At 55.8% G+C, this 23,950-nt stretch carries 20 protein-coding genes and 1 pseudogene; 7 read left to right on the top strand and 14 right to left on the bottom strand.

The features are described 5' to 3' along the window. The first annotated feature begins 174 nt into the window (after window positions 1-174). Complete coding sequence (gene scpC, locus KSP9073_RS07625; RefSeq protein WP_108842382.1) at window positions 175-1,740, top strand: succinyl-CoA:acetate CoA-transferase ScpC; 1,566 nt, start codon at window positions 175-177, stop codon at window positions 1,738-1,740. On the opposite strand, the gene otnI is transcribed toward scpC, so the two are convergent. The 5 genes from otnI to KSP9073_RS07650 all read right to left on the bottom strand — a co-directional run bounded on the left by otnI (window position 1,718) and on the right by KSP9073_RS07650 (window position 6,260). Next, the gene (gene otnI, locus KSP9073_RS07630) at window positions 1,718-2,500 is read right to left on the bottom strand and encodes a 2-oxo-tetronate isomerase (protein WP_108842383.1); all 783 of its coding nucleotides are present in this window, start codon (window positions 2,498-2,500) and stop codon (window positions 1,718-1,720) included. The genes scpC and otnI overlap by 23 nt on opposite strands. A 74-nt stretch (window positions 2,501-2,574) precedes the next feature. Beyond that, entirely contained in the window at window positions 2,575-3,234 is a 660-nt protein-coding gene (gene otnC / locus KSP9073_RS07635; RefSeq protein ID WP_108842384.1) for a 3-oxo-tetronate 4-phosphate decarboxylase, read from the bottom strand. Beyond that, a complete protein-coding gene (otnK, locus tag KSP9073_RS07640) occupies window positions 3,231-4,502 on the bottom strand; it encodes a 3-oxo-tetronate kinase (RefSeq protein WP_108842385.1) in 1,272 nt (423 codons plus the stop codon). Before otnK ends, otnC begins: the two co-directional genes overlap by 4 nt. 23 nt (window positions 4,503-4,525) lie before the next feature. Next, complete coding sequence (gene ltnD, locus KSP9073_RS07645; RefSeq protein ID WP_108842386.1) at window positions 4,526-5,431, bottom strand: L-threonate dehydrogenase; 906 nt, start codon at window positions 5,429-5,431, stop codon at window positions 4,526-4,528. 52 nt (window positions 5,432-5,483) lie between these two features. After that, window positions 5,484-6,260, bottom strand: a complete 777-nt coding sequence (locus tag KSP9073_RS07650; RefSeq protein ID WP_108842387.1) for a FadR/GntR family transcriptional regulator — start codon at window positions 6,258-6,260, stop codon at window positions 5,484-5,486. A 247-nt stretch (window positions 6,261-6,507) separates the two neighbouring features. On the opposite strand from KSP9073_RS07650, the gene denD reads away from it, so the two are divergent. From denD to KSP9073_RS07665, 3 genes are all read left to right on the top strand, one after another. Continuing rightward, window positions 6,508-7,470, top strand: coding sequence for a D-erythronate dehydrogenase (gene denD / locus KSP9073_RS07655; protein ID WP_108842388.1), 963 nt, complete (start codon window positions 6,508-6,510; stop codon window positions 7,468-7,470). Between the two features lie 71 nt (window positions 7,471-7,541). Further along, window positions 7,542-8,942, top strand: a complete 1,401-nt coding sequence (locus KSP9073_RS07660; protein WP_108842389.1) for a GntP family permease — start codon at window positions 7,542-7,544, stop codon at window positions 8,940-8,942. An 86-nt stretch (window positions 8,943-9,028) separates the two neighbouring features. Next, window positions 9,029-9,208 (top strand): metallothionein, encoded by a 180-nt coding sequence (locus KSP9073_RS07665; protein ID WP_108842390.1) that lies wholly within the window; start codon window positions 9,029-9,031, stop codon window positions 9,206-9,208. Between the two features lie 87 nt (window positions 9,209-9,295). On the opposite strand, the gene KSP9073_RS07670 is transcribed toward KSP9073_RS07665, so the two are convergent. Beyond that, a complete protein-coding gene (locus tag KSP9073_RS07670) occupies window positions 9,296-9,535 on the bottom strand; it encodes a hypothetical protein (RefSeq protein ID WP_108842391.1) in 240 nt (79 codons plus the stop codon). 80 nt (window positions 9,536-9,615) lie between these two features. Beyond that, on the bottom strand, window positions 9,616-10,053 hold the full coding sequence (locus tag KSP9073_RS07675; protein ID WP_165814204.1) for a copper resistance protein NlpE N-terminal domain-containing protein: 438 nt from the start codon (window positions 10,051-10,053) through the stop codon (window positions 9,616-9,618). 149 nt (window positions 10,054-10,202) lie between these two features. On the opposite strand from KSP9073_RS07675, the gene KSP9073_RS07680 reads away from it, so the two are divergent. Beyond that, window positions 10,203-10,625, top strand: a complete 423-nt coding sequence (locus KSP9073_RS07680) for a hypothetical protein (RefSeq protein WP_108842393.1) — start codon at window positions 10,203-10,205, stop codon at window positions 10,623-10,625. Window positions 10,626-11,175: 550 nt separating this feature from the next. After that, window positions 11,176-11,586, top strand: coding sequence for a VOC family protein (locus tag KSP9073_RS07690; protein WP_108842796.1), 411 nt, complete (start codon window positions 11,176-11,178; stop codon window positions 11,584-11,586). A gap of 212 nt (window positions 11,587-11,798) precedes the next feature. Here the strand turns inward: KSP9073_RS07690 and KSP9073_RS17500 are convergent, their stop codons facing one another. The 4 genes from KSP9073_RS17500 to KSP9073_RS07705 are packed head-to-tail and all read right to left on the bottom strand — an operon-like array spanning window position 11,799 to window position 18,996. Next, window positions 11,799-12,752 (bottom strand): hypothetical protein, encoded by a 954-nt coding sequence (locus KSP9073_RS17500; protein ID WP_133241005.1) that lies wholly within the window; start codon window positions 12,750-12,752, stop codon window positions 11,799-11,801. 2 nt (window positions 12,753-12,754) lie between these two features. Beyond that, window positions 12,755-15,517 (bottom strand): T6SS effector BTH_I2691 family protein, encoded by a 2,763-nt coding sequence (locus KSP9073_RS07695; RefSeq protein WP_133241006.1) that lies wholly within the window; start codon window positions 15,515-15,517, stop codon window positions 12,755-12,757. After that, window positions 15,514-16,338: a DUF4123 domain-containing protein gene (locus tag KSP9073_RS07700; RefSeq protein WP_108842396.1), complete on the bottom strand. Its 825-nt coding sequence runs from the start codon at window positions 16,336-16,338 to the stop codon at window positions 15,514-15,516. The genes KSP9073_RS07695 and KSP9073_RS07700 overlap by 4 nt, the downstream gene beginning before the upstream one ends. A gap of 12 nt (window positions 16,339-16,350) precedes the next feature. Continuing rightward, a complete protein-coding gene (locus KSP9073_RS07705; protein ID WP_108842397.1) occupies window positions 16,351-18,996 on the bottom strand; it encodes a type VI secretion system Vgr family protein in 2,646 nt (881 codons plus the stop codon). Between the two features lie 283 nt (window positions 18,997-19,279). Between KSP9073_RS07705 and KSP9073_RS07710 the strand changes: the two genes are divergently transcribed. Next, the gene (locus KSP9073_RS07710) at window positions 19,280-20,188 is read left to right on the top strand and encodes a formylglycine-generating enzyme family protein (RefSeq protein WP_108842398.1); all 909 of its coding nucleotides are present in this window, start codon (window positions 19,280-19,282) and stop codon (window positions 20,186-20,188) included. 39 nt (window positions 20,189-20,227) lie between these two features. Here the strand turns inward: KSP9073_RS07710 and KSP9073_RS07715 are convergent, their stop codons facing one another. From KSP9073_RS07715 to KSP9073_RS17805, 3 genes and pseudogenes are all read right to left on the bottom strand, one after another. Continuing rightward, window positions 20,228-22,429 carry a hypothetical protein gene (locus KSP9073_RS07715; protein ID WP_108842399.1) on the bottom strand — a complete coding sequence of 734 codons (2,202 nt, stop codon included), beginning with the start codon at window positions 22,427-22,429 and terminating at the stop codon, window positions 20,228-20,230. Continuing rightward, entirely contained in the window at window positions 22,426-23,070 is a 645-nt protein-coding gene (locus KSP9073_RS17800; RefSeq protein WP_243409163.1) for a DUF2345 domain-containing protein, read from the bottom strand. The genes KSP9073_RS07715 and KSP9073_RS17800 overlap by 4 nt, the downstream gene beginning before the upstream one ends. Window positions 23,071-23,326: 256 nt before the next feature. Then, window positions 23,327-23,836, bottom strand: a pseudogene (locus KSP9073_RS17805) (type VI secretion system Vgr family protein); the annotation flags it as partial. Between the last annotated feature and the right edge of the window lie 114 nt (window positions 23,837-23,950).

Consider the following 23,950-nt stretch of genomic DNA (forward strand, 5'->3'; position numbering starts at 1 on the left):
AGGGCCCCTGTGGGGCCCTTTTACCGTGGCGCACCGCCTTCCTTTTGATCGGCTTCTTTTTGATTTGGGGCAGATGTCATGCATCCGTATCCGTTAAAGTAGAACGTCAGCACGGAGCATTGATATCGATGCACGGCTCATATCGGTCGGGATGGCTTTAAAGGGAGGGTCAGCATGAAGGCAACCGCCAGCGAGCGCTGTCAGTTGAAGGGATGGGAATCGCGTTTGATGAGCGCAGATGAGGCCGCCGAATTGATTCAGGACGGCATGATTGTCGGCATGAGCGGGTTTACCCGCGCAGGGGAAGCCAAGGAGGTACCGTTGGCCCTGGCGCGCCGTGCCAGGCATGATCCGCTAAAAATCAGCCTGATGACCGGCGCATCACTGGGCAATGACATCGACCGCCATTTGACCGAAGCCGGCGTACTGGCCCGGCGCATGCCCTTTCAGGTCGACAAGACACTGCGAGGCGCCATCAATCGCGGCGAGGTGATGTTTATCGATCAGCACCTGTCGGAGACCGTCGAGCAGCTGCGTAACAAGCAGCTGGGGCATATCGATGTCGCCATCATTGAAGCCAGCGCGATCACCGCGGACGGCGGCATTGTGCCCACCGCCTCGGTGGGCAATTCGGCAAGCTTTGCGATCCTGGCCGACAAGGTCATCATCGAGCTCAATCTCGCCACGCCTGCGGCGTTGATCGGCCTGCATGACATCTATATTCCTCAGATGCGACCGGCCCGCCAACCCATCCCGGTGGTAGATGCCAGCACCCGCATTGGTGTGGACCATATCCCCATCGATCCGGCCAAAATTGCCGCGATCGTGCTCACCGAAGGTCAGGACAGTCCCTCCACGGTGGGCATTCCCAATGAAGACACCCAGCGTATTGCCCGGCATCTGATCGGTTTTTTCGAGCATGAAGTTGAGGTGGGCAGACTGCCGCCGTCACTGATGCCCCTTCAGGCAGGTATCGGCACCATGTCCAACGCCGTGCTTAACGGCCTGATGGAGGGACCCTTCGAGGATCTCACCATGTACTCGGAAGTGCTGCAGGACAGCACCTTCAACCTGCTCGACAGCGGCAAGATGACCTTTGCCTCGGGCAGCTCGATCACGCTTTCCGAGGAGTGCGGCCAACGTATCTGGCCACACCTGGCCGACTATCGAGACCGCATCGTGCTGCGCCCGCAGGAGATGTCCAACCACCCGGGCATCGTGCGGCGCCTGGGCATCATTGCCATCAATACGGCGCTTGAGGCCGACATTTACGGCAATGTGAACTCGACCCACGTTAATGCCACCAGGATGATGAACGGCATCGGCGGTTCGGGAGATTTTGCCCGCAATGGCCACCTGTCGATCTTTATTACCAAATCGACGGCCAAAAACGGCGCGCTTTCAAGTTTCGTGCCCTTTGTCAGTCATGTGGACCACTGCGAGCACGATGTCGACATTCTGGTCTCCGAACATGGCCTGGCCGACCTGCGTGGTCTGGCACCCCGCGAGCGGGCCGACATCATCATCGAGCACTGTGCCGACCCGCTATACCGGCCGGCATTGCGTGCCTATTTCAGCGAGGCATGCCAGCGCGGCGGCCACACGCCACACTGCCTGGAAAAAGCACTCTCCTGGCATCTGGCCGCCGAGCAGGAAGGCTCAATGCTCGGGCTGACCGAGCCCTCCTGCGCCGGACATCAACCCCATCCCTGTGGCGTCAGAGACGACGCCACGGCTTGAACCACTCAAGCCCCGCTGCCGTTTCACCGCGGGGCTTGTACTCACAGCCCAGCCAGCCGTCAAAACCCACCTGATCCAGCTGCTCGAACAGCCAGGGATAGTTGACCTCGCCGGTATCGGGCTCATGACGCTCGGGCACACCGGCGATCTGGATATGGCCGACCCCTTCACGGTACTCCTCAAAGGTGGTCCAGATATCTCCATCCATGATCTGGGTGTGATAGAAGTCCATCTGCACCCGAACATTGGGCTCGCCGAGCGTTTCGATGATCTCGTGCGCGTCATGCTGGTGGTTGATGAAATATCCCGGCATGTCGCGGCTGTTGATCGGCTCAAGCAGCAGCGTAATGCCTTCCTCGGCCAGTCGACGAGCGGCAAGGCGAATATTGTTCAGATAGGTATAGTGCATGGCCGAAAGATCAGCCCCCTCGGCGGCCACCCCGGCCATGGCATGCACTCTCGGGCAGTTCAACGCGCGGGCGTAACGGATCGCCGTCTCGACGCTGTCACGAAACTCGCCTTCACGCCCGGGCAGCGCGGCAAGACCGCGCTCACCGGCGTCCCAGTCTCCGGCAGGCAGGTTGAACAGCACCTGCTTGAGGTCATGTCGCTTGAGCTCCCGGGCGATGTCATCGGGCTCAAAGGCGTAGGGAAAGAGATATTCCACCGCTTCAAAGCCCTGAGCCGCGGCCTGTTCAAAGCGCTGCATGAAGGCGACTTCGTTGAACATCGTGGTGAGGTTGGCAGCAAAACGCGGCATGAGCGCTCCTTTAAACAATGGATAACAACAGACCTTTATGGCCCGGCGCCCGAAGGCGCCGGAAACAAGGTGCCCTACCAGCGGGCGCCAAACTGCTCGCGCAGATCATCAAGCTGCGCCTCACTCAGCGTATTGATACTGTGCCCCTGGAGCATCAGGAACAGACGTGCGGTCTCTTCAAGCTCCTCGATGGCGTTGCGGGCCGCTTCCAGAGTCTTGCCGGCGACCACCGGACCATGGTTGGCCAGCAGCACGGCACTGTAATCCGGGGCGTATTCACGCACCGCCTCCCCCATGCCCGGGTCGCCCGGACGGAAATAGGGCAACAGCGGCAGACGCCCCACGCGCATCACAAAATAGGGCGTGATCGGCGGCAGACAGGAGTTGGCGTCCAGTCCAGCCAGACAGGAGACGGCCGAGGCATGGGTGGAATGCAGGTGGATGACCCCGCCGGCCTCCTCGCGCGTCTCGTAGAAGGCGCGGTGAAGAAAGGACTCCTTGGTCGGTGGCTTGCCGGAAATCAGATTGCCCTCCCAATCGAGCTTTGAGATCTCGGCCGGGTCCAGCGCGCCCAGGCTTGCATTGGTCGGCGTCATCAGCCAGCCGCCTTCGCATTTGGCGCTGATATTGCCAGAGGTACCGGGCGCCATGCCCAGCTGACGAAAGGCCCGTCCGATCTCACTGATCTCCTCGCGCAGGCGATTTTCTTCACTGTGGGTATTGATATGGCTCATGGCATTGTCTCCCAGGCCTTTGTCATGAAGTCTTCGCTGCCGAAATTGCCCGACTTGAGCGCCAGGGCCAGCCGCTCATGGCTGCCCAGCGTCACGGTCCACGGCACCCCCGGATCTATGCTCGGCCCGATCTGAAGGCCTTTCACCTCAAGTGCGCTGACCACGGCGCCCGAGCTTTCGCCACCGGCCACCAGCAGGCGGCGCACATCCATATCCCTGACCAGAGTCGCAGCAATCTCTCCCAGCGCGCGCTCGACAATCTCGCCGGCTTCCTGCACGCCCAGTGTCTGCTGCGCCTTTTTGACATTATCAGGAGCGGCGCTGGCATAAATCAGCACGGGCGATGCGTCGAGGTGCGCTCGTGACAGTGACAGCGCCTCGTCGATCTGGCTTTGATAGTCTTCGGCCAATGCCAGCGCATCGAGCCGGTAATGGGGATAGTGCGCTTTGGCGTGTTCGATCTGGGCCAGCGTCGCGCGCGAGCAGCTGCCGCTGAGGATGGCTTCACGCCCTGAAGTGGCCGGTAACTCGGCAGCGCGGTCACCGGTCAGTTGATTGGTCCAGCGGGCGTGAAGGCCCAGCGCCAGCCCCGAACCGGCAGTGACAAGACGCAGGTCTCGACAGGCTTCACCGAGCGTTTCCAGATCGCGCTGCTCGATGGCATCAAGAATCGCCACGCCAACGCCATCCGCCTGCAGCGCCTCAAAACGCTGGCGAACGGCCTCGCTGCCCAGGCGTACGCAATCAAGGTCGACCAGCCCGACCCGGTGTTGGGTCTGACTGCCCATGACGCGCACCAGATTGGCATCCGTCATCGGGGTGAGCGGATGATCCTGCATGCCGCTTTCATTGAGCGGTACACCGCCTGCGAACAGGTAGCCGTTGTAGACCGTGCGGCGATTGGCCGGCAGCGCTGGACAAGCCACGGTAAAGGGCGCATCGAGCGCTTTCATCAGTGCATCGGTGACCGGACCGATGTTGCCCTCGGCAGTGGAGTCAAAGGTGGAGCAGTACTTGAAGTAGAACTGTTCGCAGCCGCGGGCCTGAAGCCATTCCAGCGCTGCCAGTGACTGCGATATCGCATCACCCGAGGCAATGGTGCGGCTCTTGAGTGCCACGACTACGGCATCGACGTCCTTGAGTTCGTCGGCCAGCCCCTCATCGGGGACGCCGATGGTCTGCACGGTGCGCATGCCGATACTGACCAGCTGGCTGGCCAGATCGGTGGCACCGGTAAAGTCATCTGCAATACAGCCCAGTAAAGGCATGGGGCTCTCCCTGGTTGGCAGAATTAGTCGTTGGCAGCACGGGTGGGCAGATCGATCCCCGGAAAGATACGCACGACGCCGGCATCATCCTCGCGACCAAACCCCATGGAAGAAGCCTGACTGAACATGGTCAGGGCCTGGGCAGTCATCGGCAGCGGGAAGCGCCCGGCGCGCGCAGTGTCATGCACCAGACCGAGATCCTTGACGAAGATGTCTACCGCCGAGCGCGGGGTGTAGTCACCAGCAATAATGTGCGGCACGCGGTTTTCAAACATCCAGGAGTTGCCGGCGCTTTTGGTGATCACCTCATACAGCGTTTGCGGGTCACAGCCACTTTTGATGCCGTAGGCCATCGCCTCAGCGGCCGCGGCAATATGCACGCCCGCCAGCAGCTGGTTGACCAGCTTGACCTGCGAGCCCTGCCCGGGCGCCTCGCCCAGACGAAAGATGGTGGCCGCGATGGCATCCAGTGCCGGCTGGGCACGCTCAAACACCTCTGATGGACCGGAAGCCATCAACGTCAGTTCACCGGCCGCGGATTTGACCGCGCCGCCCGAAATGGGGATATCGAGATAGTCGATCCCCTTTTCATTTAGCTCGGCCGCCAGCGCGATCACATCGTCCGGCGCCGCCGTGGCACACCCCACCACGATGCTGCCGGGCGCCAGAGTCGAGGCCAGGCCGTCGTCTCCCAGCAGTACCTGACGCATCTGGGCGGCATTGACGACCACCAGAAAGACGATATCGACCTGACGCCCCATCTCGGCGGGATTGGCGACCGGCCTTCCCCCCTCGGCCGTGAGTTTTTCAAGGGCGCTGGCGTTGATATCGCAGCCCAGGGTGTCGAACCCGCCGCGGATCAGCGATGACGCCATCCCCATACCCATTGACCCCAACCCGATCACGCCTGCTCTGAGTCTGTCTGCCATGCGATTACTCCTTGACACAATTAGTCCTTGATAAAATCAGTCCATGCTGAAATTAATGCTGGCCATCGTTGCCAGTGTGCTCGAACGCCTCGATCAACGATGGCGGTATATCACTCAGGCGCCTGCGGGCCTGATCCATGTGCCACCACGCCGCCTGTCGCGCCGCATCACCATCCCCCAGGGCGATGGCTTCAAGAATGGCGTCATGCTCGCTGATGACTTCAGCGACAAAGGTGTCACGCCGCGCTTCATTGCGTCGGGTCAGACTGATGGCCTGATGCAGGAAGCGGTTATAGAAATCCAGAACCGTGATGAAGTACTCATTGTTTGAGGCTTCGGCAATGGCGCGATGAAAGGCCATGTCCTGCTCGACGCCGGACTCGCCGGCGTCTACGGCCTCATCAATGTCGACCATGGCATTGCGCAATCTTCGCAGCTGCGCCCGCGAGCAGCGCGTTGCGGCATGAAAGGCCGCCTCGCCTTCCAGCGCACGACGCAGCTCCAGCAGATGCAGCACAGAAGCCAGTGACTCGCCAGGCAACGCCTGTACCAGCGAGACCCTCGGCTCATCGGCCACGAAACTGCCGCTACCGCGCCTTGAGACAACAAGACCGGCATTGCGCAGCATGGAAATGGCCTCGCGTACCACCGAACGACTGACCTCATGGCGCTCTCCGAGCGCTGCCTCGGTCGGCAGGCGCTGCCCCGGGCACAGCTCACCGGTATGGATGGCCCGGGTCAGCGCATTGGCAATCTGTTCGGCAAGCCCGGGGGCTCTTTCCGAGACTTTCCCTTCCAACACGCGGTTGCCTGATGGCGAATCAGCCATGGTGCGCCCTCCTCAATGTCAGACGCGGCCCTGAAAGAAACGACGCTCCGGCGCCGAGTGTTCGACCAATGATCATATTGCCCTGCCCAATAGTTGTCAGACAACATTACAAAAAAAAGAGCAACACTCAATACCTTCTTGAATGATATCGCTCGAGGGACTTGATCATTCAGACAGGCGGTCATTGCCACCGACACCCACAGGGCTTACAGGAAGCTGTCCGACAACTGACACAAGGAAGCAGGCTATGCACATCATCATTACGGGCGCCGCCGGATTTCTGGGCGCACGACTGGCCATGAAACTGCTCGAGCAGGGGGAGCTTGCCGGTCAGCCCATCAGCCATATCACCAGCCTTGATCTGGCCCCCTGCCCGGTGGAAGACGCCCGCATCGACTCCATCGTGGGCGATATCAGTGACCCGGCCGTCATTGAGCGCGCCTTTCGTGACGACACCATTGCCGTGTGCCATCTGGCCGCCATTGTCAGCTCTCACGCCGAGGCGGAATTTGATCAGGGCATGCAGGTCAATTTTGATGCCACGCGTTCACTGCTCGAAGCCTGCAGACATCGTGGCAGCCACATCCGTTTTCTGTTCAGCAGTTCACTGGCGGTATTCGGCCCCGGCATGCCCTCGCCGCTGACCGAGCAGACCGCACCGCAGCCGCTGTCTTCCTACGGCACCCAGAAAGCCATGAGCGAACTGCTGGTCAACGACTATAGCCGGCGCGGCTTCATCGATGGTCGAGTATGCCGGCTGCCGACCATTGTGGTCCGCCCCGGGCGTCCCAACCGGGCAGCGTCCTCGTTTGCCAGCTCCATCATTCGTGAGCCGCTGGGTGGTGAAGAGGCGGTCTGTCCGATCGACCCGGACTTTGCCATCTGGATCTGCTCGCCGGAGACCATCATCAATAATCTCGCCCATGCCCTCTCTCTTGAAGGCGAGCGCATGGAGGCCTGTCGCACCATCAACCTGCCGGGCATGTCGATCAGGGTCACGGAGATGATCGAAAGTCTTGAGCGCGTGGCCGGACCCGAGACAACGTCACTGATCCGCTATGAGCGTGACGCTCAGATCGAGGCGATCGTGTACAGCTGGGCGCCGCTTTTTGATAACCAATACGCCCTGTCACTGGGCTTTGGGGTCGATGAGCAATTCGACGACATCGTGCGTGCCCATCAGCACTACATGAGCCGCCAGCAGGGCTGATCACGCAAGGCCTTCAGGGCCGGGTCAATCCGCTCCAGCGCCAACACTTTTCATTCAGGGAACCTCCCGTCATGACAGATGCCACCATTGCAGGCCCCCAGGTCATTATTGGCCTGGGCATTGCCATCTTTGTGATGATTTTTCTGGTACTGAAAACCCGCGTGCACGCGTTACTGGCGCTGGTCACCGCAGCCTCGCTTGCCGGCTTGATCGGCGGCATGCCGGCCAACGATGTCATTGGCGCCATTACGACCGGATTCGGGGCAACGCTTGCCACCATTGGCCTGGTCATCGGGTTTGGCGTCATGATGGGACGTATTCTGGAGGTCTCCGGTGCGGGACAGCGGCTGGCCCGCACCATCCTGCGTCTGCTGGGCAAGGAGCGCGAAGACTGGGCCATGGCATTGACCGGCTATATCGTCTCGATCCCGATCTTTTGTGATTCCGCCTACGTCATTCTCAACCCGCTGGTACGGGCGCTGTCACGCAGCAGCGGACGCTCGGTCCTGACGCTGGGGATTGCCCTGGGGTCCGGCCTGATCGTTACCCACAGCGCCGTCCCGCCAACGCCGGGCCCATTGGGCGTGGCCGGTATTTTCGGGATCGATATCGGCTTGATGATTGCCTGGGGGATCGTGTTCACCGCGCCGGCACTGATCGTCATGGTGCTGTATGCCCGATTCATGGGCCCGCGCATCGAGGCCATGATCGAGCGCGACACGGGCCAGGGCCTGGCACCTACCGAGAACACGACCACGGAGCAGATGCAGCCCGGCGAACAGGAACTGCCCTCTCTGGTGCGCTCCATCATGCCCATTGCGCTGCCGATCGGTCTGATCTTTCTCAATACGCTGTTTAGTGCGCTGGCAAGCCTTGATGACAGCGTGGCGCCTGGAAGCTCCGTGGTCGGTCAATTGATCACCTTCTTTGGCAATCCGGTCATTGCCGTGGGCATCGGAGTACTGGTCGCCGTGTATGGGCTGGTGCCCAAGATGCCGCGCGAAGAGGTGCTCAATCATCTGGAAAAGGGCGTGGAAAGCGCCGGCATCATTTTGCTGGTTACCGGCGCCGGGGGCGCACTGGGCGCGGTACTGCGCGCCAGCGGCGCCGGGGATTATATTGGTGCGCAAGTGGCCTCGCTGGCCCTGCCGGCATTTTTGATTCCCTTCATCATTGCCACCCTGGTGCGCTTTGCTCAGGGCAGCGGCACGGTGTCGATGATCACGGGGGCCTCCATTTCAGCGCCCATTCTTGCCGCCATGCCGGACGTCAACATGGTGCTGGCGGCTCAGGCGGCCTGTCTGGGCGCGCTGTTTTTCAGCTACTTCAATGACAGCTACTTCTGGGTGGTCAATCGGATGCTGGGCGTCAAGAATGCCAAACACCAGATGCTGGTCGTCTCCGTGCCGACCACACTGGGCTGGGCCACCGCACTTGTGGGGCTTTTTATTGCCAATGCCTTCATGGGTTAGGGTGTCGAGGGCACGTTTTGCTCACAATGACCTATGCTTGAGACAGCTCATGACGTCATGCGATTTCATTTGAAAAGGAGAGCTTCATGCCACAGCACATCTGTGATTGCCCTTACTGTGAATGCGTTGTCCCCGATACGGCGACCGAGGTAAACGGCAAGTTTTATTGCTGTGAAGCCTGCGCAACGGCACATCCGGACAATCAGTCCTGCCAGGACAGCCAGTGCGACTGCCATCGCCGCAACTGGGGCGGCATCAAGAGCTGATACCGGCAACGCTGCAACGCAAAGGCCCGCTTCCATGGAAGCGGGCCTTTTTGAATACGGTATGAGCGGTCAGGACATCGAGTGTCGTTATGACTGGTCCGGAGCATCACTCTTTTTATTGACCACTTCTTCAAGCAACCTTTCGGCTTCGCTTTTTGGCTTGTTCTCAAGCTCTTTTTGAAGATCGGCGTACTGACCACGCAGCGTATTGCACGAAGAGCAGAATACCTTGTCATCAGGGTTATGTGCTTCTGACAGGCGAACACTATGACTGCCGCATTCAGGACACGCTGTTGGCATCCTCATTTCTTCAGACAGATCACCCATGTCAATTTCCTCTATCACAACGTTGAGACCTACAATAAACCCGGCCACAAGGGGCCGGGTTATTTGAACTCAGGCATTGCTTAGTGAATGCGCTTGAGTGTCAGGTTGTCACTGGAATCGATACGTGAATAGTTGCGATCCAGCAGACGCATATCGCCATTGCCAACCGGCAGCAGGTTGTAAATGGTGTTGCCCTGACCATTTTTCAATTCATACACCAGGGGGTAGCTGTTGGGCCCCACATTCTGCTTGATCAGGACCTGGCCCTGAGTCTGCAGCGGCTTTTCACTCTGCCCGACACGGGTGCTTTCCAGCATGAAGCTTGCACCGGTGTTGTCCTGATTGCGGATCTCAAGATTGGTCTTGATACCGGCACAGTCAGCACACGGCAGCGTGCCCTGATAACGACCATCAGCCTGCGCATAGGGTGATTGATTTTGCACATCGGCGCCGGAACAACCCGCCAGTCCGATAACAGATGCAAGTACTGCGGTAGTAGCGATACCCTTGAACGTCATTTCGAATTCTCCTTTTCGAAAACAGGCACTTTGCAGCCTAGGCAAGAATTTAACCATACGCCAATTTAACCTGTGCCATCTTTTTTTCAGCACAGCGGCCTGGTGCCAAAGCAGCCAGGATATTAGTACATCATCACGATGAGGGTGACATGAACCGAAAATTTTTATCGCTGTTTCTGCTGGTGGGCACTTGTCTATTCAGCGGGCTTTCAATGGCCCAGGCCGAAGCACTCCCGAGAGCTCCGTTTACCGACATGCTCGACAGCATGCTCAAGGATGAACGATTGGTGGGCTACGATATTCGCTCGTTGACCGCCGACGATATCAATATTGAACTGACGTATTCGGGTGACCATCACTATAGTGATGCAGAACTTGAACCCTTCAATAATGGTGTATGCTACGCCGTACTGAAAACCGCCGTCAGCACCGGCCTGATGCCCTTCACCGGCCATACCGACATCAGCTGTGAAGCCATGCAGCGCAGTGGCGAACGCGCCGAGGCCGGCACTCTGGGAACAAGCCGCTACCAGCGCGCCAGCGATGACTTTGTTTATCACTCCGCTCGCTGATGTCCTGTTGTTCTGACCGTTTACGGAGATCACCCTCATGGCAGAAGCCATCAGCAATACCCTTCAGCTCCTGCGCGATCTCATGTCACTGTTTACCTGAGAGCGCTCATTGAGCAACACCTTCAGAAGCGCCGCTAATAAACTGAATCAATAACCTGGATCATTTTATGCCGAGTGCCGGATTAGACTCTTTTTTAAGTGGACGCTATGGCACGTTGCCGCCAGTGTGAATAGTCTGAACAGGTGGAAGGAACCACACCGCGCATGGAATGCCTGAAGCATGGATTGCTTTTATAAGCATGGAAGCTGATCGCGGCTACTGTCTCCGGGCAGTAGTCGCGATTTTCATGATCGTCTGCCTTCTTCCCGATCAAGCTCTCAACGCCCCCTGCCGTGCTCCTTCGATCATGCATGCCCAGGCGCTGGTGATTCAGTCTGCCCGGCACTGTTATCATCTGATCATCCAATCATAATGTGATGTCAGAATAACCGTACGTTTGGTTGTGCCAATGAACACCTGCCAGAACAGCAGATGCCGGAGCCACAGATCATGCTGAGTCATGTCATGGTAGGAAGTAACGATCTGGTGCAAGCCAGAGAATTTTATGACCCCTTGCTGGGGTGCATCGGTCTTCATCGACATGATGACGATGACAGCGACCACCCATGGCTATGCTACGCCGCCCCGCAGGAAAAAATCATCTTCCTGGTCTGCAGCCCTTTTGATCAGAACGCCGCAGCGCCCGGTAACGGAACGATGGTCGCCTTCAAGGCGCACAGCCATGAGATTGTCGATCAGTTTTACGCCATCGGAATGGCCCTGGGGGCCTTCGACGAAGGCGCGCCGGCCCTTCGCTCGCAGTATCATGACTATTTTTACGGTGCCTACCTGCGTGACCCCGAGGGCAACAAGCTGTGCTGTGTGTGCCATGATCATTTTGACAAGGATGAAAGGCCTTGAGACTGCGCCGCTGCTGATCATCTTTCAATAAGCGCTTGACTGCCCAAGACCAACGCGCCAAGGCTGATTCTGACACTGTAGCGACTCACCTCCGCTTTCCCCGGAAATGCTGATTGACATGGTAAAAAAAGCATTTTCGTGAAATAAAAAACGCCGTGGCAAATGCCACAGCGTTTTTTATATTTGCCTCGCGATCCCATCAATCCCAGAAATCAACGACGCGGAAATACCTCTTTTCCACATTCATCAATAACGCTCTGAGGCCACTCAGGCAAACGACAGTATCTGCAAAAGAAGTAATGCCCTACTACCTGTACGCTGAATGGAATTAAAAACACCGTGCGTACAATTGAATAGATGATATGGAATTTTTTTCCATCGGAGACTTTGGATCTGGGCTGGAATCTATGCGCGGCCTCGGAAAGACTTGGTTTTAGATCCAGATGCCCTGTAACAGGTTCAACCGAATCTGCGCCATCTTCCATGAAGCGACGAACATATTCGAATCTGGCAGAAAGATCTTCAACCATTAACTGACGATGTTGCTCACTATTTGTAGTCATATAATGGTAGTCATCAAAGGAAAAACTATCTCGGACGCTACCATCATCGTTGAAGAGATAACCTCTAAGCTCATAATAACGTCCTTCGATACTGCCAGCTGAATAAGCAATACAAAAGGTGCATTCTTCCCAGCGACAAGTCTTGGACTGAAAGTCTAAGTCACTGACAAAGTAGATATTTTTTGATTCAGTATTAAATATAGCATATTGCAAACCCTGCTTTTTCAACTCGCTTTTAGCAGCAAAAAAAAGTGGGTAAGCGCTTGCCCAACCCATGACCAAGGCAGTCATAGCAGCCAATGTTGCAGGAACGTTTGTAATTCCTTCTTTCAAAAAAATGGCCGCCGAAAAATAAACACAAATGCTTAATAAAAAAGCACTACCTATAGCACCCCATGATAAATATAAACCCCTTTCCCTAAACCAAGACTCCGCCAAAATAAGGCAGTTGTTCGTTTTAGAACATATAAAGCTAGGGATTTTGACTTCGCTCCTGCCTCCTTTGACATCTAAAACGTGCTTTTTAGAAAAAGCAGAATAGTAAATTCTATTTTTACTTAAAACGCCTACCGCTTCAAGAATTTTTTTCTGAGCCTTATTCATAATTAGCTTCCCAACACCTTTACTAATTCCTTGTCGCTTATTTTAATATTTGGCCAGCGCTCCTCACTGCCATAAAAGCAGTGCTTCAGCCAATTCTGCGCCTCGCTATCCTTAATTTTTTCTATTATCAAGTTTATACCTAACGCAACCATAAATATCAGCCCTGCCCAGCCAGCAAGCAAATTAGTAAAAATTGACATAAAACCTAGCAAAGTATTTGTGATACCCGAAGCCAAATAAAATAAAAACAATCCATAATTTCCTTTGTTAATATTTTCGCCCGCTTGTTTAAAATCATAATAAGCAAACCCCCAAGCTGCCAAGGCACCAAGAAAACGTCCGACACGTTCAAACCCATTGGACCATGCTATAGCACTACTCTTTTTGGCAGCATTGATAGCATTAACAGCCACTGCGCGTTTTATGCCTGTTTCTGCAACTTTTGAAACAGCACCAATCAATCCCACGCCGCTGGCATAGTAACGTCCAGCCGCCTCCTCATCGGCAAACACATCGGCGTCTTTCATCTGATCACGCGAAAACAATATTGAAACCGTACTAAAGAGCAACCCGACGGCTGCTATACGAGTATCTGCATTCACGAAGGCCTGAAACTTTGGCAGGGCCGTTTCACGAATATTGTCACTCGTAAGAAGAATGGGTTGCCCGGATCGCAGCAGTCTAGCTTCTGCTGCCCTGCCTGAGCCCGGGCCGTCAGCAACGCTACGCATTAGATCATCATCCAATAAAATAATATTGGGTATGCGGATAGTGGGTTCTGCCCCTCCTGCCTTGAGCCATGCCTGCGTCACACGGCGCATCTGATTGGCACTGGGGCGCTTGTTACGCGGTATGCGTTCACGCATCTGTGCGCTCAGCCAGTCGATATGCTGTCGGGGAGTGCCTTCCAACGGTCGCTCCAGCATCAGGCGCCCGGTAGAAAGCATGGAGACGGCCAGATAAACATTCATCGCTGCCGAATCGAACTGGCGGGACAGAAATTTAGCCACGGGCGCCCCGGTTTGATACAGCAGCTGAGAGAAAACATTTTTGGCGGCGTCCTCGCTTTGAGCAGGCTCAAACATGTGCTCTCGGCTCTTTTCCCAGGCACCATTGATCTTGTCGAGCGTCATCTGGAAATTACTGGTTGTAATGATCGTGCCCGAGAGATCATTAGCGACTTTTTCATGTTCATCCTGATTCCAGATCAGGCTGCGCATCAATAGATTGGAAGTGTCATCCAGAAAAGGTTGGCTAACCCACTTCTGAATCACGCTTTCGCATTCCGCGCGGTCTGCTGCATCCTCAAGGCACTCGATAAAATGATGGACATAGTGGATACCGGAATCGAGGTCATCGGTTCGATAGTCGCATTTAAAACAGGTTTTTAATGCGTCCGAACCAAGCCAGGTCGCATGATCTTCCGAGATAGGTGTATGAATATTGTCGTGGTCGTTTCTCAGATGGTCGGCAACGTTAGCCTGGAAGTCCTGCTTCAGCTCCTCATCCGACATCCTTAAATATTCATTTTTAAACTCGAAAAGCCCGAACCAGACATCATTACGAGTCTCTCGCCATACTCGCTGACGACGATCATTGATAATGTCTGCATCAAGATACTGATGTTGAGTGGTGGCTTTTGTCTCGTTCAGAAGCCTTTCCATATCCTCCATGGTTTGCTGGTCTGCCTGCGTCGCCGTACCGCTCGCAACTCTTCTTCTGGCATTTCTGAGCCTTGCTTCCGGGGCTTCCAGCATCATGGCCTGGTTGTCAGCCACGCCATTTCGGTAGATGGATTCTTCCGTGATCTGAACGGTATTCTTGATCGCCTGTATGCCCTCCCACGAGGCAATACGCCAGCTATAGAGCTGCAGCGATGCTGCGACGGCCTGAATCTGCTCGGCGTTAAGCTCGACGGTGATGCCCCGAGGGTCGTGGGCTGCAAACATAATGGCGCGCCCGTCTGATTTTCTTTCAGCCGTTTCAATCAGGGTATCGGCTTCGAAGGCCCGCCAGTGGAACGGGTATACCGATTCGAAAGTGGCGGTATTCTGGTCATCATCCAGATCGGCCACCGTACTGTTAAAGGAGTGTGATGCGAGGGGACGGTATTCGCTGACCCAATTCGTCAGTTCTGACAGCGGTGCGGTATGAGGCTGACCCGCGCCTCCACCAATGCATTGGGCGGGAGACAGAAACTGCATGCGCTCTGACGGGTCCTGCGCCACATGGTTGCGAATGCTTTCATCCCAGTGCGTGTCCGAAAAGGCCAGCCAGGCTTCTGACACTTCCTCCGGCTTACTGATAGTGACGCAACGCGCCATCTGCCAGTCACTTGACCGCCGACAGGCCTGATTTTTTTCAATATCGGGGAGAGGCGCATCCAGAGGCAGCGGAATAAAGTTGCTGTCGCTGGTGACCGCATATTTTCGCCAGGTGCTCCCTTCGGCGTCGCCACTCGGGAAATGCAGATAAAAATAGCCCTGACGCATGCAGCGCAGGATGTACCTGGCGCGCTGCATGGATTTATCCAGTACGCCCTCTCCAAACGGGCCGCCCTGTGAAATTGGGGTCAAACCATGAATGCTATGGGCATGGCTCTCGGCAATGGCCGAGTAACGTACAGGCAGAATCACCAGGCCGGGCGATTTCTCGCACATTGTACAATCATCACAGCCGCCTGAGCCGGTAGCAGCCGATGGGGTCGTCGCAACCTGACTGCTGGCGTTCCCCACAATGGCACTGATATCGGGTGTAGAACTCATGTGACCCTGCCCTCTGCGTTCAACTGTTTCTGAATGGCCTGCCAGTCTTCCGACGACCAGTGTGCTGTCGCTTTCTGATAGGAAGCGCCTTCCTTTACCGCGTCGATGACAGCAGCGACTCTTGGGTGGTCCTTGACCCTGGGATGCACCAGCACCTCATGGAGCACCAGTGCCAGACAGTCCTTCATATTCCCCAAACCCAGTGCCTGAGCACGAGCAAAGCGACTGGCAAGGTAGAGGCCTGCCTCGGCATCATCCCGCAGCCTGTCTGGATACATGGCGCGCCAATGCTTCAGGCATTCACGAATGGCAGGCAGTATCTCAAGATAAAAACGCTGCTTTTCATCCAGTGTCAGGCGCATCATCCGCCCTGCACTCGACTCGGGTGGAGACGTCAAAATCCACTGGCCGTTCGAGTCCATCAGCTCCCAGTTCTGAATATGCCACAACAGGGAATGAAGCTGACCATCAGTCAAAATCCATCGAAGATGGGTCATGACTCGTGGGTCAAAATAGCGGCAATATCTTGTCTGCCCTTTCTGAACTCTAAACAGGCAAAAACGGCTCAACTGCTCACGCAGTATCTGTGCATCAATATCTGCGTGCAGGATGGCGCAGATTCCGGGCGGCAGTTTGTGCTGCCATCTCCGATTGGCCTGCTCCCTTGCGGTGTCTAACACATGCTCATCGAGCCGATAAAGATGAGGGGTAAGCGCGTGCAGATCGCTGCGCTGACGAGGCGCAAGCGCACCAGCGAATTCGACCCCTTCCTTTATATCCAGTGAGCCATTGAGATGATCATGCAGTAACCAGGTGGTCATGTTTTAAGCCTGTCAGCCGACAAAGGATGATCCCTTGCTGGCGGCCCCTGCATGTTTGGTCTGGCAGTCACTGCCTTCCGGCAATTCCGGCATCGCCATGTCCATGCTCGCCGGGCCATCGAACACATGCTGTGCGCCCTTCACATCGATATTGCCGGGGCCGTGGATCTCGACGTTGCCGCCCTCGATGCGGATGTAGCCGCCGCCACTGCTGAGCAGAATGCCGTTGGCAGCATTGATCTGTACCCGTCCTTCAGTGGAGGTGATCTTTACATCCTTCTGCGCCGTCAGAGCCATCTCATCGCTCTGGGCCTGCACCTCTACCTTGCCCTTTGCCGCAAAGAGCTTGATGCCGGCGCGATAGACGAACAGAGAGAGCTTCTCGGAGATCGAGGCAATCAGGCTGCGGCCGGTGGCAATGCTCATGTCTTCGCCGGTCGACACGCTCAATGATCGCCCCTGCGCCAGATGGGTGGATTCGGGCGTGCTCAGGGTGATGCCCGCCGGCGAGGCCATGTGCAGCCAGGGGGCTTTCATGCGAGCGGATTCGCCGCGCCCGCCGGATTCACTGGCACCACGAGCGCTGTTCTGGTCGGCATCGGCCAGCTGCTCGCTGTTGCCGTAGCGGTCGTCGGCGTCATCACCGGCTTGTTTCAGACCTTCCAGCGTCTCGAAGGGGTCAGCATTGTGATCCGCCGCGCTCTGGCTGAGCGTGTCGGACAAATTCCAGGCACTCTGAATCTGATCACGCGCGGGAGAGAGATCGAGCTGATCGCCGCTGGCGCCGAGCTGGCCCCAGCTGGAGAGATACAGCCCCTCGTTGGCGCGGATGGCACCGTAGGCATCGGTGCGCAGCTCAAAGCCGGTGCCGCGGAAGGCGCCGCGGTGGTTGCCGTTCTGATGGATCAGGTAGCCAAGGTTGAGCTGGCTTTTCGAGTGCTCGGAGTTGAGCCGCACCCGCTCCTGATCGGTGGCATCATCGAAGACCAGTTCGTTGTATTTGCTGCCGCGGTAGGTCTTGCTCTTGATGCCGGAGAGCAGGCCGTTGCTGTGCCAGTCAGGGGTCTGTTCGCCGTTGTAGATGCGACCGGTGATCAGCGGTCGGTCAGCGTCGCCCTCGAGGAAGTCGACCAGCACTTCCTGACCGACGCGGGGCACGAACACGCCACCCCAGCCGCCGCCGGCGCTGGGCTGGGCGACCCGCAGCCACACGCCGGACTGTTCGTTGCGCTGGCCCTGTCGGTCCCAGTGGAACTGGACGCGCACCCGGTTGAGGTGATCGGTGTGGATCTCCTCGCCTTCCGGACCCACCACGGTGGCGGTCTGCGGACCGCCGATCACCGGGCGGCGATGGATCAGCGCAGTGCGATACGGCTGGCTGCGGCGCTGGGCCTCGATGTCGACCAGGAAGTGGCCGGTGCCGGCACTGCGGTAGTTGTCCAGCGCCTCAGGGTTGTCGTCCTGATCCTCATCAAGCCCGTGCGCGCGGCGGGCGGCGTCCATCTCGGATTGCAGGCTACCGGGCAGGCGTTTGAGATGGGCCGAGACCGGCAGGGCGTTTTCGGCATGAGTGGTCATGCCCAGCAGCAAAAACTGGCGTTCGGCTTCGCCGCCGGTGTCGTGCAGCGGGTGCTGGATGAGTTCAAACCAGTGACCGGCCTGCAGCTGACGGGTACCGCCGGCGCCGTGAAAACGTTTGGCCAGCGACTCGTGGGCCTCGAGACGGTTCTCGGTCAGGCGTTCGCCGCGATCATGGCCGTGGTAATAGTACTCGCCGGCGTAGTCATAGACTTCGGTGGCTGGCAGGTTGCCCTGATCATCAAGAGTGTCCAGCCCGGTACGCTTGGTGAGCGCCGGCTGCTTGTAGTCGAAGGTGCCGACGCTGACGCGGGTGGGCTGGGCGCGGCGCACGCCGCCCCACTGATTCAGGGCATCTTCGGTCTCGGTGGCGGCCTGGCGGTGAAAGCGGATCGCCTGCGGACTGACCGGCGGGCAGGTGTCGACATCGTCGGTGATGACCAGCCGGTGGCCGTCGAAGGCGGCGCCATTGTCACCGCCCCGCTCACTGCCGTCAGGGTCGCTGACGCCGTCCCCGGCGTGCTCGAAATAGTAGAAAAGCCCCTCTTCCTCACACAGCCGGCTGATGAAATTGAAGTCGCTCTCGCGGTACTGGACGCAGTAGCTGCGCGACGGGTACTCACGGCGCAGATCAAAGCGGTAGCCGCCGCGGGCGATGGCGTGGCCGTCGAACACTTCGGTGAGGATGTCGACCGCGCTGCGGTCCTGAAAGAGGCGGCTGTCGCGGCCGAGCTTCAGCATCGCAAGCCACGGCACCAGAGTGAGCTGGTAATAGTAGACGCCGCCGTCCTCGCCCAGCAACGCGGCCTCCTCGACCAGCGCGTGGCGGGTGCGAGTGCTGCCGTCGGCCTGCAAAAAGCTCAGCTGTGCGGGCTGGGCCATCAGCGACTTGAGTTCGATATCGCCCTGCTGGGCCATGCAATCGAGACGATAGCAAAACGGCGCGCTGATGCGCTCCTCGCCCACCAGCCGGTGCGGCAGCAGCGCCGCGCCGGCCAGTTCGAGTCGCAGCAGGCGCTGCGATTGCGACAGTGTTATGCCGAACTGTTCCAAGACACTATCCAGTAGCGAATCTGACATTTTCCTGCACCCTTTCCTGCAACCTGAGGTTCGTTGTCCCACGCGGTAGCGCTCATGGGCCAGGGAAAAGGTCCTCTAGCCCTTATCGCGAAGCGGCTAATTTAACATATGCAACATGGGAGGTCGGCACTCAAGGCACGTTATTGCATACTAATGTCATACTTTTCTCCTTCTCTGCCAGCACTACGGCAAAGCTGAAGGGCTTTCATCTCATACGGCGATCACTAAATGAGACTTTTTATGGCAGGATTATCGTTTCTGAAAGAATGCGAGAGGATTTCTGATGTTGCGCAGTAGAACCGTTTTTATCTCACTGCTGGCACTGAGCATGACGGCTTGCAATGGCAGCCAGGCTGACAGTGGAGAAAACTCACAAGCCGTCAAGGATCTAATTCAAAAGACGAAAGATAACATGATTCTTGTGGAAGGCGGTTCCTTTCAGATGGGAGACTTCGGTCCGATTGATCCCAAAGCAAATGGACTACCATATAGTTTTTATGATGACAATAAGGTTTTACACAAGGCAAATCTGGATAATTTCTTTATTTCTAGCCGTCAAGTCTCTTATTCTGATTATGACGTATTCACTAAAGCAGTGGGCAAGACTAAAATAAATACAGAAATTCCAAACTCTAAATATAGAGCGCCTAATGTCCCAGCCGGAGTCAACTGGCACCAAGCAAATGATTATTGTCATTGGCTTGCACAAGAAACAGATAAACCTTTTGCATTGCCGACAGAGGCACAGTGGGAGTATGCGGCTCGTGACAGAGGGAAATTTATGCCATTTTCTACTAACGATGGAACATTAAAACCAGGTGTAAATCACTCCACCAGAGAGGATAGAAAACAAGCGACCCCCGCAAATGACTCTCTTTCACCTAGCACCATTGCTAGTTATCCACCCAATCCTCTTGGGATATATCAGATGGGCCTAAACGGTTTTGAATGGGTACATGATTGGTATAGTCCGGACTACTATAAGAACTCTCCAGAAAACAATCCAACTGGTCCTGAAAATGGCGAAGAAAAAATTCGCCGCGGCGGAGAGTTGGCTGGTGAAGATAGAGACTTACTTACGGTAAATCGCCGACATGCAAAACCAGATTTATCGCTCGAAAACAATCCTATATTATCAAACGAACCATCATATCCAAATACTTTTCGTTGTGTATTGAATGACAATCCATAATCTTGAACCAGCAAGGTGGGCTTAGCTCACCTTGCTTATTTAAGCAATGCTAGTTTTAAAGCCAGTCAAACACTGCGTCCTATTAAAACAAGGTTTTTCAAAATCGTTAGAGATATCATTTTGTGTAAGATATTCCTGCATATCATTGCGAATAATAGGCTCTCCCTTGCTAGCCCTCACACGCAACCTTTTATAAAAAGATTTTAAGTTTGCAGGGTAATTACTAGACCAGACAGCTAGCTCTCCGCGACCCAGAAAATCAAGAAGCAACTTCTCACCCTGATCAACTGATATATTCTCATCACTAGTCTCGGATTTTATTTTTTGCATTATATTTTGATATTCTTTTTGAGATTGTACCCAAGCAAATATTTTTATTATAGCCCGTTTGCGTTCAGTCATATAACCGAATCGCCAGAAATTAAAATCTGTAGGGTCATTGGTTCGGTTGTCTGGGTCTAAATTATCAAAAGCGTTGGTTTGCATTAACCGGTACAGCATGGCCCCTTTTGCATCTGGAGTGACATAACGTAGAAAATCGGGGTTTGAATTAATGCGAACAACTAGTTGTCCGCGCTCCCCTGCAGCCTCTATACTCTCTTGAAGTTGGGCCAATGATTTTTCCGCAGTAGCTTTTATCACCCCTGCAGTTTCATACATATAATCTTTCAAATCCCCTCCATACTGTGCTGCTAGCACTACGATTTCTGACAAGGCATCAAATGCCTCTTCATCTATAAAACCCAGTTTGCTATAGTCGGAGTTTTTTAACTGGTATGCCACCCATCTAACAAATTCCGTTATTAAATCACCATCGACTTCCAGAACAACTTTCCCCTTTGCGCCAACTCCAAAACAAAAAGCTGCTTTTGCTAAAACTCTAAATTTCCCCGCGGCATAAGATATTTTAAAAGTTGCTTCTCCTCCCGCTCCTGCAAGCCCTGCTAGAGTGGGTGCTATTTTAGCAAAAGGTTCAAATTTCTTGCTTTCAGGGCTTTTCCACTCTACTTGTCCTGCCACCGTGGCTTCGAGTTGGCCACCAACAAATGCGCCCAAGTTACCACCCTGACTATTATCGGGCATGGCCATATCAACTGTTTTCTTTCCGGGAATGCCTCGATTTCGAGAAGTTCCTCTAGCACCTTTAGCCTTTGCTCCACTGCCGCTGAACTCTGCATCAATGTTAAGTTCTGCCGCAATGCTGGCCCCCACGCCACCTGCAACACTTAAAATAGAATGAGAACGCAGCATGCCTAGATGGACATCGCCAAAAGCCATCATATATCCACCTGGCGGTTCATAACAGTCGATGGAAGCCTTGGCTTCTGCCAGCATTAGCTCTGCATGTCCACTGGATTTAATGGCAGCTTTTTTCTTGAAAGGATTGGCTTCACCACTAACCCCACTTGCCCCGTAGGACCAGCGCATTAGTTGTGCTTCTGCGCCAAGATCTACCTTAACACTGCCTCTATCATGATCCTCACCATGTTGATAGGAACAGGCAGCATTAAGATCCTGATTAAGTTTATCACTCCAATGAAAAAGCTCCTTGTGCTGGTCGTCCAGTTTCATCCAATCATCAAACCAGGGGATGTCGGTTTTTATAGAGGTATTACCACTAATGTCGTTAAGCTGCTTTTTTAACTTTTTCCAATCAACCTGCCCGTTTGTCAGCACACTTTCACCGGCACCAGTAGTATCAGCCTTGGAAGTGAGCCGATATTTGCGCCAGTGATTCTTCATCTTTTCTGATCCAACATAGGTCATTTTGAAACCGGCCACAGAGGCTTGTGCGCCGCGACGCTGGATGGGTATTAACTCGTTAATATGGTTAGCATTGTCACTGAGTGAAGTTAGCGGCTCAATTTCACGAATTAAATTCTGGTTGGCTTCATCCAGAACTTGTTGTGCAAGAACGATCTGTTCTTCAAATGACTCGGCACTATCGGACTGCGACAACACAACTTGTTCATCAGATTCGAAATAATTGGCTTGTTTGATCTGAATGTACCTATCCTGACATCCCTTAAGCTGGCTGATTGCTTCCTGTTGAGTTTCAACAACGCTTTCAAGAAGGCGCATCTCATCTAGAAGGTCTGAGATGTCATCACTCGGTACAGCAAGAATCGTATTCTTGCCTACCATATAAAAGAGCTGATCCGCTGGTTGATGATAAGCATCTTTTCCCTGGGCATTCAGTCTTGTTTCAGCTTCTCCGTCGGTAAGCACATCCTGACTCACGACAATTCCCCCTCGGCAGCGTCATCGAATCGATCAAGTATCGTTACCTGCATTTTCTCGGGCCGACGCGTAAGTATCTTTTGAGTTCTACCTTCTCCATCACTACGCCCTGTAATGACATTGTTTTCAGCAGTCTTTACTCGATAACGCGCATACCGAATAGGCTTTCCTGAAGACTTATCTTTTAAGATAAAGAACTCCTCAAACGGTCCCTGTGCTTCCGGCATGCCTGATATACGACGCGTTAGGTTTGCTCCCCCCGTAAAGCTCTTGCTCGCGCCCTTGATGTCCACCTTCCCCGGCGCATGGATCTCGATATTGCCGCCCTTGAGGCGCACGTAGGCGCCGCCGCTGACCAGCAGGATTTCCTCGGCGGCGGCGAGGTCGATCTTCTGATCGCTGGAGGTGACATTGAGATCGCGTAGGGCGGTGGCTTCCAGGTTGTCGGACTGGGCCTGAACATCGATTTTACCGCGGGCGGCAAAGAGCTTGATGCCGGCCTTTTGCACGAAAAACGAGAGCTTTTCGGAGACCGAGGCAATCAGGCTGCGCCCGGTGGCGAGCGTCACATCCTCGCCGCTGGCTACCCCGAGCGAGCGCCCCTGAACGAGATGGGTCGATTCCGGCGTGCTGAGCGTCATGCCGGCCGGAGCGGCGGCGTGCAGCCAGGGGGGCCTTGAGGCCGGGGCTCTGGCCGCGGCCGCCGCTGTCGACGGCGCCGCGCGCACTGCTCTGATCGCCTCCGGCCATTTCACTGTTGCCGTAGGGGGCCTGCGTGTCGTCTCCGGCCTTTTTAAGCGATGTATTGCTCGCCAGCGGCTCGGCGTTGTGGCCGGCGGCGCTCTGACTCAGGGACTCGGCCATCTCGTGGGCGGTATGGAGCTGCTGAAAGGCCGGTCGCAGATCGAGCTGATCACCGCTGGCGCCGAGCTGACCCCAGCTGGAAAGATACAGCCCCTCGTTGGCACGGATGGCACCATAGGCGTCGGTGCGCAGCTCAAAGCCGGTGCCGCGGAAGGCACCGCGGTGGTTGCCGTTCTGGTGGATCAGGTAGCCGAGGTTGAGCTGACTTTTGGAGTGCTCGGAGTTGAGCCGCACCCGCTCCTGATCGGTGGCGTCATCAAACACCTGCTCGTTGTATTTGCTGCCGCGATACGTCTTGCTCTTGATGCCGGACAGCAGGCCGTTGCTGTGCCAGTCGGGGGTCTGTTCACCGTTGTAGATGCGACCGGTGATCAGGGGCCGGTCGGCGTCACCTTCGAGGAAATCAACCAGCACTTCCTGACCGACCCGGGGCACAAACACCCCACCCCAGCCGCCGCCGGCGCTGGGCTGGGCGACCCGCAGCCACACGCCGGACTGTTCGTTGCGCTGACCCGTACGGTCCCAGTGAAACTGAACGCGCACCCGGGACCCGGCAATCGAACCTTTTCCAATAGCCCGGTCAATTGCGTCGAGTCGGCTGGCTGGGTTGGCACTAGGCGTGACTGGCGCTTACGCTGCCTGTGCAGTAGAAAACAG

The sequence above is a fragment of the Kushneria phyllosphaerae genome (assembly GCF_900312995.1).
GTDB lineage: Bacteria > Pseudomonadota > Gammaproteobacteria > Pseudomonadales > Halomonadaceae > Kushneria > Kushneria phyllosphaerae.

Bases quoted from the DNA above. Each gene is read 5' to 3' on its own strand.
- ltnD (WP_108842386.1), bottom strand. From the start codon at position 5,431: ATGGCAGACAGACTCAGAGCAGGCGTGATCGGGTTGGGGTCAATGGGT.
- KSP9073_RS07710 (WP_108842398.1), top strand. From the start codon at position 19,280: ATGTTGCGCAGTAGAACCGTTTTTATCTCACTGCTGGCACTGAGCATG.
- otnI (WP_108842383.1), bottom strand. From the start codon at position 2,500: ATGCCGCGTTTTGCTGCCAACCTCACCACGATGTTCAACGAAGTCGCC.
- scpC (WP_108842382.1), top strand. From the start codon at position 175: ATGAAGGCAACCGCCAGCGAGCGCTGTCAGTTGAAGGGATGGGAATCG.
- KSP9073_RS17800 (WP_243409163.1), bottom strand. From the start codon at position 23,070: ATGACGCTCAGCACGCCGGAATCGACCCATCTCGTTCAGGGGCGCTCG.
- KSP9073_RS07670 (WP_108842391.1), bottom strand. From the start codon at position 9,535: ATGGGTGATCTGTCTGAAGAAATGAGGATGCCAACAGCGTGTCCTGAA.
- KSP9073_RS07690 (WP_108842796.1), top strand. From the start codon at position 11,176: ATGCTGAGTCATGTCATGGTAGGAAGTAACGATCTGGTGCAAGCCAGA.
- KSP9073_RS07700 (WP_108842396.1), bottom strand. From the start codon at position 16,338: ATGACCACCTGGTTACTGCATGATCATCTCAATGGCTCACTGGATATA.
- KSP9073_RS07680 (WP_108842393.1), top strand. From the start codon at position 10,203: ATGAACCGAAAATTTTTATCGCTGTTTCTGCTGGTGGGCACTTGTCTA.
- KSP9073_RS07695 (WP_133241006.1), bottom strand. From the start codon at position 15,517: ATGAGTTCTACACCCGATATCAGTGCCATTGTGGGGAACGCCAGCAGT.
- otnK (WP_108842385.1), bottom strand. From the start codon at position 4,502: ATGCCTTTACTGGGCTGTATTGCAGATGACTTTACCGGTGCCACCGAT.
- KSP9073_RS07705 (WP_108842397.1), bottom strand. From the start codon at position 18,996: ATGTCAGATTCGCTACTGGATAGTGTCTTGGAACAGTTCGGCATAACA.
- KSP9073_RS07665 (WP_108842390.1), top strand. From the start codon at position 9,029: ATGCCACAGCACATCTGTGATTGCCCTTACTGTGAATGCGTTGTCCCC.
- KSP9073_RS07675 (WP_165814204.1), bottom strand. From the start codon at position 10,053: ATGACGTTCAAGGGTATCGCTACTACCGCAGTACTTGCATCTGTTATC.
- otnC (WP_108842384.1), bottom strand. From the start codon at position 3,234: ATGAGCCATATCAATACCCACAGTGAAGAAAATCGCCTGCGCGAGGAG.
- KSP9073_RS07650 (WP_108842387.1), bottom strand. From the start codon at position 6,260: ATGGCTGATTCGCCATCAGGCAACCGCGTGTTGGAAGGGAAAGTCTCG.
- denD (WP_108842388.1), top strand. From the start codon at position 6,508: ATGCACATCATCATTACGGGCGCCGCCGGATTTCTGGGCGCACGACTG.
- KSP9073_RS07660 (WP_108842389.1), top strand. From the start codon at position 7,542: ATGACAGATGCCACCATTGCAGGCCCCCAGGTCATTATTGGCCTGGGC.
- KSP9073_RS17500 (WP_133241005.1), bottom strand. From the start codon at position 12,752: ATGAATAAGGCTCAGAAAAAAATTCTTGAAGCGGTAGGCGTTTTAAGT.